This is a genomic window from Pseudoalteromonas sp. SS15 (genome assembly GCF_049257195.1).
Lineage (GTDB): Bacteria > Pseudomonadota > Gammaproteobacteria > Enterobacterales > Alteromonadaceae > Pseudoalteromonas.
In genome coordinates, this window is record NZ_JBMMUD010000003.1 from 140,389 (window position 1) to 152,626 (window position 12,238).

Below are 12,238 nucleotides of genomic sequence, written 5' to 3' on the forward strand. Positions count from 1 at the left end.
TTAATTTGTGTGTTGAACGAAAATTAAATCTTAGTTATGTGCTTGTACCGATTATGTTTTATGGATGTAAAGATGAAACCAGATAAAAAGTGTCCACGATGTGAGAAAATTAGAAAACTTGTTGTTTGGACAGTTTTGATGTTCATCTTTTATTTTGGTTTCTACAATGGCTGAATCAACGAAACATGTTTTTTTAAGGGCTTCTGCCAACCGATTTAGTATCGAGTTTATGCTCGTAGGTGGTGTTGCCATCGCCATCGTTATGCTGTTTGTGACGCTCAGAGCAACGCCCATTAGTATTATCGAGATCGTATTTGTGGCTACTGCGATTATGGCGGTGATCTTAGGCTTTTTAAAAAGCCGGGAGCCTTTCTATAGCTTTCAGTTGGATCATAGAAAAATTACCTACTATCATAAAGTTGGTGAGTGGAGTGTCGATACATCTAACCTATCATCCATTGGAGTTCCTGTAGCAACTGATGGCTTTGAACAAGCTGAATTAAATGCTGTGGGTATAAAGCTTAAAGATGAATCAAGTTTCTTAAACGACTTACACCCACGTTTAGCGTGCAAATTATTAATTGAACAGCGGCATATTTTTTTACAAGCTGTTAAAATGCATTGCAAATCCGGCTCCTGCCCATCAAAATGGCTTGTTGAACCCAGTGAGTTCCAAGCGGGCTCGGGTCAAATTTATACTGGTTTAATCGCCATGTTCGCAAATCGGATGCAACATTTACACACGCTAACAGGCTACCACTTATTGTTGCCCGCAAATGTGTTAGACAGGGATATATGGGATTTTTCAAACCTATTGAACCACTGGAAATTAAATCCAGAAATGGTGGTCCAAGAATTGCTTGATAAACAGGCCACCGTTGCAAGAAGTAACAGGAACGATTCATGAGTACAGAAAGAGCCTTTATTAAAAGTGGTCGTAACACCATTATTCATAAAGAAAAGAAGCTCGACCTAGTAATTGTAAATGGTGAGGCACACCCAAAAATTAAAGTAACAGCGAATGGACTGGTGCCATTTAAAGAAGAACTGCCAAGAAATCGACGCGAAGGTAAAGAGCGTTATTTGGAGGTTGTTCAAGTCGCAAGTGCGGATGTTTTTGGGGAAGTAAAACGTTTGTTGTTTATCCAAGCGCTTGATGGCCGCGAATACAAAATCGATTATAGTAAGGTCGGAACAAAGTTATTTGTGCGTATACATCAAGATAGCTATCTCTAATTTTATTAGGAGCGTCTATGTTGCGTCGAGCATCTCTAAGTGTTGTAGCAAGTTTTTTACTTTTAGGATGTGGCGGTGGAGGCTCCGACTCCAATGATACCGTTGAAAATGCCAGTGTTAACGCTGGCAATGATTTTAGTGTTGAAGAAAAAGCTGAGTTTACGCTTTCAGCCATAGGATCACCTGCTGGAGGTACATATACTTGGCAAGTGATCGAAGGCCCTTCTATGGAGGGGTTTCCGCAAGAAGGCAAAGAGCTAAAACTTGCTGCGCCAGATGTAAAAACAGACACCTCGGCGACCTTAAAAGTTGAGTATCTTGCGCCAAGTGGTGCTCTGGTTAGTGACAGCATTAAAATAGCAATCGGTTCTAGAAACCAGTTGCCTGTCCCCCTCATCGAGCAAATTGCACCTGAAAATGATGTATTACAGTACAAAGACGAAGTGATTCTGAGTGCTGAAGGCTCAGTAGATCCCGATGAGAATGGTAAGATCATCGAATATCTATGGGATCAAGTCAGTGGCCCACAATTGACTTTCGAGCGAAATGATCAAGTCACATTAAAATTCATTCACCCATTGTTATCAAGTAATGAAACTGCACGTTTTAAGTTAACTCTAGTAGATGATGAAGACGGGCAAAGTAGCACTGAGTTCTCTTTGACACTTTATAAAAATGCTCAAGTTGTATTTGCTGATGCAGGCCAAGATTTAAAAGTCATCGAGTTTAATAAAGGTGAGTTAGATGCGACGGCGAGTTTATCGTCATCAGGAGAGTATTCTTGTTTATGGGAGCAGCTTGAAAGACCAAAAACTCAGCTAGAAGATTTAATTGCTGACCCCACTCTATGTAAAACAACATTCACAGCGCCAGATGTCGATACTGCATCATTATTGAAGTTTCAAGTTACTGTTTCAGAACCTGGTGGTTTTACAGATAAAGACGTTATGGAAGTTAGCGTACAAAGACGTGCTGTTGGAGAGAATTTAAATGACACGGGTCAACAACGCTGTTTTGATAGCGAAACGGTTATAGATTGCGAAAGTGATGCTTTTCCTAAGCAAGATGCTGAGCTAGGCCGAGATAGTTTTATACAGAATGAGGGAAAAACGGGGGCAGGCCTTGCTTCTTTTGATTTTACTAAGCTAGATGACAATGCTCGACCGATTATCGATAGTTCAAGTAGTGATTTTAGCTGTGTCAAAGACAACAACACAGGGCTGATTTGGGAAGTAAAGCAACCTAATATTGCTACACCACCAAATGCACCACTGCGAGATACAAGAAATACTTATACTTGGTTCCTAACGAATTACCCGAATGGTTTCCGAGGGACTGATGCATCAACTTGCCTTAATAACCGCTATTGTGATGCACAGCAGTATATTGATGATGTTAATGAGACCAACTATTGTGGTGGTCGAAACTGGCGTTTGCCTACTTTCACTGAATTTATGGGAATTTTTAATTATGGAGAAGTGTCTAGTAGCTCTTATGTACTAGATCCTAATTATTTCCCTGCCATTGCTAGCCCACAGTGGAATAACAACAGCTTTTACTGGACTTCACAATTAAGTATTGAAGGGGCGACTGACAATTCAAATTTAATCGAAGCGTATGCTTTCGATATGCAAACAGGTGAAACAGTAGAGTTAGAACACACAACGAAAGCTTATATTCGATTAGTGAGAGAGGTGTCGAGCAATGGTAACTAAACACACACTATTTCTGCCGTTCTTACTTTTAAGTGTAGGTGTATCGGCCCAAGTATGCTTCAGTGATGCAGCCAATCCAGTTGGTTTTGTTGACCCGAGTGAACGTTTTGAAATTAATGAAACGGATGGCATTGTACTAGACAGAAGCACAGGCCTCATGTGGCAACAATGTGAAGTTGGGCTTAATTATAATGCTGATAATAAAACCTGTATTGGCAGTACACAGAAACTCACTTGGCAACAAGCACTACTAGAGGCTAACGATAATAGCCATGCTGGCTTTACAGACTGGCATGTGCCTAACATTAAAGAGTTAGCAAGTATTATTGATCACAGTTGTGTATCGCCTGCGTTGCCTCAACTTGAGCTAGGCGTATTTCTTTTTAGCAACGAATTAATCAGTGGTGAAGAGGGCGATTACTGGTCTAGCACGACGGTGACACTGGAGCCTCAATATGCCTGGACGTTCCAAGTTTCTGACGGTAAGAACAGGTATCTCAAAAAAACGCAGACTGGTCGATTAAGGCTGGTGCGTTACGCAAAATAGATTTAGCTTCATAAGAGAATTTGCTAATCTGTGCGCCTTAATTTGATGGGGCTTTATTTTGCGACACTTGTTTAAATCACTTTTATTAACAACGCTGTTTACTGGCTCAGTTTGGGCCAGTGATAAATGTGATGTTGAGCTTGATCATGGCTTGATCATCACTGACTCAGTGATCCGCATCGTCGATAAAGGCCAAACTCGTGTGCAAATCAATAACGACGAACAGTTGCTCATTAAAGGCTACTATATTCAACTCAGTGATGAAGAAACCAAGGTCTTGAAAGAATACGCACTGGGTATACGCGATACCGTGCCAGAGCTTGTGAGTCTTGCTACAGATGGTGTAAACCTGGGGTTAAGTGCCATTGAACAAATTGTCGAAGGCATGTCAGAAAAAGAGCCGGAAGTATTAAAGACTCAGCTGCAATATGTCGAACGTGCGCTAATGGACAAGTTCAAACGCGGAGATGACTTCTTTTTTATTGCGCCTCAGTCACTGTCTAAAATTGACGACTTCTTTACTCAAGAGATCAGTCAAAAGATCCATTCTGCAATTCATGGCTCACTAGGCTCAATTCTAGTGTCACTCGGTGATGCTTTTAAATCTCGCGAAGGTAATATTGAAGATCGCATTACAGACATGGGTCAGCGTATGGAGATCATCTCCAAAGAAATCGATAAATCTTTAAAAAAGAAAGCGAAACAGCTTGAAGATAAAGCCGAAGAGTACTGTGAGTGCTTAAACTCATTAGATGAAACGGAAGCACGCTTACAGGCCATTGTGCCTAGTTTAAAGGCCTATGACTTAGTTAGGATCAGAGCGTCTAAATAAATTGCCAACATAGGGTAGCTTGATTTTGATTAGCCGAAATAAAAGCGCTCGGCATTCGCAAAGCTGAGTTTGCGCCAAAGCGTTGAGTCGTTCACTAACAGTTTATAACCTTGCCACACTTTTAAATAACACTCTCGCATTAAACAAACTGGATAATTAGAAGCAAACATCACTCTATCTTCGCCAAAGTATTCTAATAAGAGCGTTAATTTAGCCTTTGAGTCTAAAGCATCTGCGCAGTGTTCCTGACCAGAAAACTTAATAAAGATGTTATTTGTATCTCTTAATAATGAGAGCGCGTTTGTGTAATCACACAGGTTATCAATAAAGCCAGCGTGATTAATAACAATCTTAAAATTAGGATGCAGTGTGGCACTTTTGAGCAATGCTTTTACTGCATCAAGATGGCAAAGCTCAAATTGCGCTTCAAAAACTAAGCCGTGTTCAGCGAGCGTGTTCAAGTTTGTTTTGGTGTTATCAGACAATAACCTAAGATAATCTTGGCCTTCGGTAATATCACGAATACCAATAAAGTTAGGTGCTGATAGTAACTCAGTTAACTGTTGTTGAAAGATGTCAGATTCACTGTCTATTTGAATGTAGCTGATGGCTTTAAAAGGGATGTGTTCAGGCGTACTACTTGCAAGCCACTCAAGTTCAGCGTCAGGCTTTGCATTATTAAACCCCGCCTCTATATGCACAAAGCTATGTACTGCAAATTCAGTATTGGCTAAATCGGCATAATGGTGGTTTTGCTTAATTTTATCTAGATTCGGCCAGTTTGGACCAGAGCCTTGAGTGAGCCAATGATATTGACCCAAACTTAAGTCAAAAAAGTGTAAGTGTGGATCAATTATCTGCATCATTGTGCCGTATAGCCCCCATCGATGCTTTGTAGGCTGCCTGTGATAAAGCTTGCATCATCAGACAGTAAAAATGCGGTGAGTGCAGCAACTTCATGAGCTTGGCCTAAGCGGCCTAATGGCTGTAGTTGCGCTTCTTCAGCCACGATTTCTGCTTTATTGGCACCACTTTTGGCGCAGTACTTATCAATGGCATGATGGAATAGCGGCGTTTCTATGGTGCCTGGGCACACGGCATTAGCGCGAATGTTAAACTTAGCGTAATCAAGCGCCGTGGTTTTTGCCATTGAAGCCAATGACGACTTAGTCAGGTTATACGCAAACGAGCTCGGTTTACCTATGATGGCTTGGTCTGATGCCATTAACACAATCGCGCCATTATTTTGTGCTTTCATGCTGGGTAAAACAGCTTGAATGGCTGCGTAAGCGCCTTTTACATTCAAGTTAAATAATGCGTCTAACGTGGCTTCATCGGTATCTTCAATGGTGGCACTTAAATGCTTGCCTGCATTAGAAACTAGGGCGTCAACACGACCTGTTTGTGAAATAATTTCAGCAATGCACTGTTTTACTGTAGCGACACAACTGACATCACACTCTACGAAAACGCCAACCTCAGAAGGGGCAATATCGAGATTATAGACTTGGTAGTTTTCTGATAGCAGCTTTTCAACAACGGCGAGGCCGATGCCAAAGCTGCCACCTGTTACGATGGCAACTTTATTCATAATAAGTTATTCAATCTAAAATTAGTGACCGCAGCCGCCTGCACCGTGAACGTGGCCGTGAGATAACTCTTCAGCCGTCGCTTCACGTACAGACACCACTTCAACATCAAATGTCAGTGTTTTACCTGCAAAAGGGTGGTTTAAATCGCAGTCAGCGTTAAAACGGCCAACTTTTACAATACTTACCTGGTGGCGACCTTGGTTTGACTCAACAATGGCACTCATGCCTGGCTTCCATACTTTGTTGTTACCTAGGCCCTGTAAGTGTTTAATTGGAATGCGCTGAATTAACCCTTCTTGATATTCACCGTAGCTGTCTTTTGGCTCAAGTGTCACACTGAATTTGTCGCCTGCGGCTTTGCCTTCAAGCGCTGCTTCTAGACCTGGTAGCATGCCTTCAGTACCGTGAAGGTAAGTTAATGGCTCAGCATTTGTGCTTGTTTCAATTTGCTCACCTGCTTCACTTAACGTGTAGTGAAACTCAACAGCCGTATCTTTAGTAATTTGCATGTTTTTCTCTCTTATCTCAGTTTGGTGGTCATTTTACGTGAGCGAACCATGAAGTGCGAGTGTTAAGGAGAAGTATTCGGCTTTACGAGTTGCTCTAGCTCAGAAAGAAACTTTTTCGGTTCAGGCTTTTTAGGTGTTTGTGCAGGTCTGGGTAAATGCAGTAATAGCTTTTTACCAGGTTTTAGCAAGCTAGTGCTTTTTAGGTTATTCCATGTCAGTAAATCTTTGACGGGTACATTGAATTTTTTGCTGATCTCCCAAAGAGAATCGCCATTTTGAATGATGTATTCATGCTCCATGGTTAACACTGGCTGTTTTTCTTCTTGGGCCAGATAAGGGCTTACTTGATATTCAAGCATTAAGTTGTCGAGTGGCTGTGCTTTTTTTATTTTTAGTACTTCACCCACTTTTAAAAGACTCGTTTGCTTATTGTTGAGCGCCATTAGTGTATTGACCGAGGTATTGAAGCGGCGTGCTAAACCATAAAAGGTGTCATTTTTAACCACGGTATAAGTTTGGCTAAAGTAGTTTTGAAAAAAGTCACTTTGCCACAGTTGTTTTTCGGTCAGGGGTAACAATACTTTATGAGGACCTTCAGGGGCACTTTGGTGTTGTAGGTAGCCTGGGTTTAGCTGGTGGAGTTGTTTTTTACTAACCCCTGTGAGTGAGGCCAGAACCGAAAAATCAAAACGCTGAGCAAAGTCAACTTCACTGGTTAAGGCATAATTGGGCAGCTTTGGCACCTTAAACTTAGGGTGCTTGGCCTGAAGCAAATAGCTTAAAGCGAGTAGTTTAGGTACGTAATCGGCGGTCTCAGAAGGGAGTTTGAGTTGCCAAAAGTAGCCTTGTTTGCCTTGTTTTTTACTTTTTCGAATCGCTTTTTTTACTCGACCTTCTCCGGTGTTATAGGCTGCGAGCGCATGTAACCAATCACCGTTAAAGCGTTGGTAAAGATAAACTAAATAATCAAGGGCGGCATCGGTTGAGGCTAACACGTCTTGTCTTCCGTCGTACCATTCATCGGTTGTTACACCAAAGTGATAGGCGGTGCTATCCATTAGCTGCCAAATACCCACAGCACTTTGACTAGAATGCACCTTAGGACGAAAGTCACTCTCAACAAAAGGCAGTAACACCATATCCATGGGTAAGCCTTTTTGCTTTATTTTTTCAGCAATATGAAACAGGTAAGGCTTTGCACGTTTATTTACTTTCAACAAGTAATCGGGTTGTTTCAAATACCAATCAATGCGTTTTTGTAAGTGAGGTGTCGGCACTATGTCAAAGGCTAAGCTGGCAATTATTTCTTGCCAAAGATCGTCGTAAACGACAGGACTAACTTCGGGTGTAATGCTGGAGTGTATGTCTTCTTGTATTTTATTATCTGCTTTATATGGCTTATATTCAGGTGTGGACTGATTTAATAGCGCCGAAATTTCATGAGGTTCAGCTGGGCCGTTTTGATCAGGTGAAGAGGTAATTTGGCATGCTGTTAATACTAGCAACCCGATACACAATAAAATGCTTCTAAAATGTATATTCATACCCATACTCCCTGACAAATTATAGCACTGTCCCTTGCTTTTGCATTTTTTGCGCTTGTTTGGTTTTAGCCAGCTCATACATCAACCTCAGCCGAGTTTGTGTGAGCTCATCCATTTTGTACATTGTCTGCAATGCTTCTGGCATCGCCATCGAGTCGCTGTTGATTGCGGCCTCTAAAAAGGAAATTGGCTTTTCTAATGCTTTGAGCTTATATGGCTTCCCTTGTGCAGGTAGTAACCAAGTCACTTTTTCAGCATGATATAGTTTTTTAACTGTTGTTAACCAAGCCACTACATCACTCTCCTGCACATAGGGGATAGGGTTCGTGGTTAAGCCTGCAAACAATCCGAGATTATGACGGCTTAATATACTTAGGTCGCCTTGTGTCGCCCCTTCGATTTCTTCTACGACAAGAGAATGCTCACCTAAATCTAGAATCACTTGAGCAGCCTTTAATAAAGTAGGGGAAGAAAATGCTGTACTTTGCCACTTCTCAATACGCGACTTAGCTTTACTTAGCCGTTGTTGTATCTGAGCGTTAGAGTGTGTTTCTAATCGAGATTGACTGAGCTGTAGGCTTTTTTCGAATCGAGAGAGTTTATCTTTTAAGGCGCTTTGGTATTCATTGAAATACTGTGAAACATGACGCGGTGCATGCCATGTCGCATCAGGGAATTCATTCGCGAGTAGCATCATCCCTAAGATTTGTTCTTCATCACTGCTGGTGCTGAACAAATGGCAAATAGGTTGGGGAATGCGTTTTTTTACTTCTCTTGCAAAATTTTCTAGTGCGCTAAAGTCTCCATGGGCATCAATTATGGCTGCACATTTTTGACCGACTAAAACAGCCTGATTACTTGTGAGGTATCGGGCGTCAGACGGAGGGGCTATCAAAAAAGTCTTGTCATCGAACTTTAGCCATTGTGTTGCAGAAGTTGAACTTGAGATAAAAATAAAAAACAGGGCGAAGAAAAATCGCATAATCAAATAGAACATTACTGTGCAATTTAAGGTTGCTCGTAATTTAACCGATTATGCGAGTTGATGAAAGAGAATTACTCTTCGCTGCTAGTTAGATGAGAAGAAAGTTTTGTGATTAAGCTTTCTTGCGCAGTTTTCTGTGCTTGTAAGTCATGACACAGATGCAGCGCGGCCATAAGTAATGCGTTGTGCTCAGTGCGTATAGAACTGCGCTGCTTCATTTCTTCTACCGTGCTATTAAGCAAGGCTGCAGCATCGAGGAGCGCGGCTTCTTGCCCCTCAGTGCAGGCAAATTGATGTGTTTTGCCAAGCAGGCTCACTTCAACTTGATTGGTTTTTTGCGACATTAGCTAGCCTGAGTTGCACTCTGTAGCTTGCTCAACAGGCCTGATAAAGTTTGGCTTGTCTCTTTTTGCTTTTCTTCGCTTTCAAGTACTTCTAGCTGTAGAGTTTCGTTTTCATCAACTAGTTTTTCATTTTGAGCTTTAAGCTCTGAAAGTTCGTTATTTAAACGATTATTTTGGTTGATCAGTTCATCAATCAATTGTTCGAGTTTTGGGAGAGTTTCGTTGTTCATAAAGGCGCTCTATTGACTGTTATTTATGGTACAAATGTAAAACAAACTGACTAAGGATGCTAGCAAATACCTAGCTTTGCTGTGCATTTTGTCATTATTTAGTCATATTTAGGAAAATTCAGCTCGAATACATGTAATAAATACTATTTTAAAAAGTTGGGCCCTTCTTAATTTTATATTTCTCTAAGCTGTGTCGTTTATATCTGAGGGTAATTAGGCGATAATGCAAACTGTTATCTTAAAACCTGAGTAAGTGCTCAGGCAAACACTTTTGGGCGCAATTATGCTGAGTTATCGACATTCATTTCATGCGGGTAATCCTGCTGACATCATCAAACATCTTGTTCTGGCACAAGTGCTGGAATACATGACTAAAAAAGACAAACCGTTTGATTACATTGATACGCATTCTGGTGCTGGTTTTTTTGAATTAGCAGGCGCTGATTCGCAAAAGACACAAGAGTATCAAGATGGCATCGGTAAGCTTTGGCACTACCAAGGCCAAAATCAAGCAATTCTAGATTTTGTCGAACTGGTTAAGGGTATGAACGAAGCGTCATTGGCGTTTTATCCTGGTTCTCCAAAAGTGGCAGAGCAATTTTTACGTCGCCAAGACAAGGGCTGGTTCTTTGAATTGCACCCACAAGATCTAGCTTTACTTGAGAAAAATACTCAGCATAAAAAATCTTTGCGTGTAAAAGGCGAAGATGGTTTTAAAGGTTTACAAGGTTTAGTGCCGCCAGCTTCAAGAAGAGCTTGTGTGTTAATGGATCCGCCTTATGAAATTAAAACTGATTATCAGCATGCCGTTAAGATGATAATTAAAGCGCATAAAAAGTTTAGCTCTGGCACCTATATGATTTGGTATCCGGTTGTAGATAGAGAGCGTATTGATTTAATGGAGCAAACTTTAAAAGAATCAGGCGTTAGAAACATTCAATTATTTGAGCTGGCAACCAGCGCCGATACTGATGTTCATGGAATGACGGCTTCAGGTATGATGGTTATCAACCCGCCTTGGACATTAAAAAAGACCATGGATGAAGTGTTGCCGGAACTGGTTGATTTATTGTCTGATGAAGATGGCTTTTTCAGAAGTGAGCAGCTAGTCGAAGAATAATTTGTGTCTTCGATGTAAAAAGACAAAGTAAAAAGAAAAAATAAAGCGGCATAATGCCGCTAAAAAACTTAGCCCATAGTTTGCTAGCTTTCCTATTTAGAAAGCTAGCTATGGACAAGTCGGGAGTTTAGAACACGTATTTCACAGACATTTGAATACGGTTTAAATCACCATCTACACCACTTTCAGTTTCACGAGTACCTACTTTATATTCAGCACCAAAAGTCAGCTTTTTCACTGGAGAGTAAAGTAAGTTAGCGCTGTAGCTCATGCTTGATTTAGTTGGGTTATAGCCCGCACCAAGTACATCAGTTACATTATCCGCTTCGAAGAATGAATATAAGAAAGTTGAGCGGAATTTGTCATTCCAGTGATGCTGATAAGCAACAAAACCTGATGTAGAGTCGATGGTATGTAGGTTAGAGCCGTCATATACCGCGCCATTTGCAACGTTCAAACCAACATAACGGCCAAGGCCAGCACCTTGAGTTAGCATAAACTTCAGGTTATTTTTACCAAAGTTTACACGACCAGATGCACTTACACCGAATGATGTTTCACTCTCATCAGCCGCGCCAATTTTGTATGTGATTTGACGTGCAAGCGCTGTAAGTACAAAGTTACCCCAATCCGCTTTGTGCGTATAACGCGCTGTGAAATCAGGCATAGATGCATCATCTGTTACCTCACGGTTTTTGTCAGCTGTGGTTACTGTGCTTTCTGGATTTTCTACTGAGAATGAGAAGTTACCGCTCGTATATTTCGCCATAGCTTGACGAACGAACACTGTACCTTCCGCAGGGCCTACGAAGTCAAGTGTTTCAGGTAGTGCACCGACGTTTTGGAAGTTTGACCAAGCTTGACCAAATAACCAGCCTTTGTAGGTAACAAATGCTTGACGAATACGCGGAGAGTAAGAGTTACTCACTCGCTCATTACCACCCGTTGAGGCAATAAAGTCTAGCTCGATTTTCGTTTTAATGGTGCTACCATCTTCAAGTTTAGTGGCGGTGCCAAAGTTAAAACGTGATTGGCGAGCGTGCATGTCGAATACCGCATCTTCACTGCTAGAAGCAGATACAGGTGTTGTACCCGGTACATAGAAGTCACGGCCAATGTGTTGTGCGCCTAAGGTGCCGTCAGAAAAGTCACTCCAGATAGCGTCGAGCTTAACGTAACCGCCATAGCTCACTTTGGTGTCTTCGATGGTACCTGCTAGAGCGGGTAGGCTTAGAGCGCTTGATACTGCTAGTGCTGTAAGGGTTTTAATTGCTACACTTTTAGTTGTCATAGTTGATGTTCCTTAAAGCTACGTTGTTCATTGCAACGACGCTGTCATGAATAAGAGTTCATACCCACTGTTGTTGATGGTCGCTTTTTGCTCAATTAGCCTTTGGTCTATACGACTAAGGTGGAATAATAAACAAACAGTTCACAGACCATTAATAATTCGTGGCAGTATTTCGTCTATAAAAATAGTGGTTAATCGTATTTTACGCTGTATTTTTCATTTATTTAATATAGGGTTGTACTGTTTGGTTCTATTTTGGGCACTTTATTGCAAAAATTGATCTGTGTTTGTTT

At 41.2% G+C, this 12,238-nt stretch carries 14 protein-coding genes; 6 read left to right on the forward strand and 8 right to left on the reverse strand.

Features of this window, described 5'->3' with window-relative positions:
- Window positions 1-166 precede the first annotated feature (166 nt).
- Genes AAEU28_RS07635 through AAEU28_RS07655 form a run of 5 tightly spaced genes read left to right on the forward strand, consistent with a single transcriptional unit; the run spans window position 167 to window position 4,330 of the window.
- Window positions 167-907 carry a DUF2982 domain-containing protein gene (locus tag AAEU28_RS07635; protein WP_421963586.1) on the forward strand — a complete coding sequence of 247 codons (741 nt, stop codon included), beginning with the start codon at window positions 167-169 and terminating at the stop codon, window positions 905-907.
- A complete protein-coding gene (locus AAEU28_RS07640; RefSeq protein WP_421963587.1) occupies window positions 904-1,236 on the forward strand; it encodes a hypothetical protein in 333 nt (110 codons plus the stop codon). The genes AAEU28_RS07635 and AAEU28_RS07640 overlap by 4 nt, the downstream gene beginning before the upstream one ends.
- 17 nt (window positions 1,237-1,253) lie before the next feature.
- Window positions 1,254-2,951, forward strand: a complete 1,698-nt coding sequence (locus AAEU28_RS07645; RefSeq protein WP_421963588.1) for a PKD domain-containing protein — start codon at window positions 1,254-1,256, stop codon at window positions 2,949-2,951.
- Window positions 2,941-3,498, forward strand: coding sequence for a DUF1566 domain-containing protein (locus AAEU28_RS07650; protein WP_421963589.1), 558 nt, complete (start codon window positions 2,941-2,943; stop codon window positions 3,496-3,498). The genes AAEU28_RS07645 and AAEU28_RS07650 overlap by 11 nt, the downstream gene beginning before the upstream one ends.
- A 55-nt stretch (window positions 3,499-3,553) precedes the next feature.
- A complete protein-coding gene (locus AAEU28_RS07655) occupies window positions 3,554-4,330 on the forward strand; it encodes a YggN family protein (protein ID WP_421963861.1) in 777 nt (258 codons plus the stop codon).
- A 29-nt stretch (window positions 4,331-4,359) separates the two neighbouring features.
- Here the strand turns inward: AAEU28_RS07655 and AAEU28_RS07660 are convergent, their stop codons facing one another.
- From AAEU28_RS07660 to zapB, 7 genes are all read right to left on the reverse strand, one after another.
- Window positions 4,360-5,196, reverse strand: coding sequence for an amidohydrolase family protein (locus AAEU28_RS07660; RefSeq protein WP_421963590.1), 837 nt, complete (start codon window positions 5,194-5,196; stop codon window positions 4,360-4,362).
- Entirely contained in the window at window positions 5,193-5,921 is a 729-nt protein-coding gene (locus AAEU28_RS07665; RefSeq protein ID WP_421963591.1) for an SDR family NAD(P)-dependent oxidoreductase, read from the reverse strand. The genes AAEU28_RS07660 and AAEU28_RS07665 overlap by 4 nt, the downstream gene beginning before the upstream one ends.
- 21 nt (window positions 5,922-5,942) lie before the next feature.
- Window positions 5,943-6,431 (reverse strand): FKBP-type peptidyl-prolyl cis-trans isomerase, encoded by a 489-nt coding sequence (locus AAEU28_RS07670; RefSeq protein WP_421963592.1) that lies wholly within the window; start codon window positions 6,429-6,431, stop codon window positions 5,943-5,945.
- A 62-nt stretch (window positions 6,432-6,493) separates the two neighbouring features.
- On the reverse strand, window positions 6,494-7,975 hold the full coding sequence (locus AAEU28_RS07675; protein WP_421963593.1) for a LysM peptidoglycan-binding domain-containing protein: 1,482 nt from the start codon (window positions 7,973-7,975) through the stop codon (window positions 6,494-6,496).
- Window positions 7,976-7,994: 19 nt separating this feature from the next.
- Window positions 7,995-8,957, reverse strand: coding sequence for a hypothetical protein (locus tag AAEU28_RS07680; protein WP_421963594.1), 963 nt, complete (start codon window positions 8,955-8,957; stop codon window positions 7,995-7,997).
- 74 nt (window positions 8,958-9,031) lie between these two features.
- Window positions 9,032-9,304, reverse strand: a complete 273-nt coding sequence (locus tag AAEU28_RS07685) for a cell division protein ZapA (protein ID WP_421963595.1) — start codon at window positions 9,302-9,304, stop codon at window positions 9,032-9,034.
- Window positions 9,304-9,534 carry a cell division protein ZapB gene (gene zapB / locus AAEU28_RS07690; RefSeq protein WP_058028813.1) on the reverse strand — a complete coding sequence of 77 codons (231 nt, stop codon included), beginning with the start codon at window positions 9,532-9,534 and terminating at the stop codon, window positions 9,304-9,306. The genes AAEU28_RS07685 and zapB overlap by 1 nt, the downstream gene beginning before the upstream one ends.
- Window positions 9,535-9,817: 283 nt before the next feature.
- On the opposite strand from zapB, the gene AAEU28_RS07695 reads away from it, so the two are divergent.
- Entirely contained in the window at window positions 9,818-10,654 is an 837-nt protein-coding gene (locus AAEU28_RS07695) for a 23S rRNA (adenine(2030)-N(6))-methyltransferase RlmJ (RefSeq protein ID WP_421963596.1), read from the forward strand.
- Window positions 10,655-10,781: 127 nt separating this feature from the next.
- Here AAEU28_RS07695 and AAEU28_RS07700 read toward each other — a convergent pair whose 3' ends face one another.
- Window positions 10,782-11,945, reverse strand: coding sequence for a DcaP family trimeric outer membrane transporter (locus AAEU28_RS07700; RefSeq protein ID WP_421963597.1), 1,164 nt, complete (start codon window positions 11,943-11,945; stop codon window positions 10,782-10,784).
- Between the last annotated feature and the right edge of the window lie 293 nt (window positions 11,946-12,238).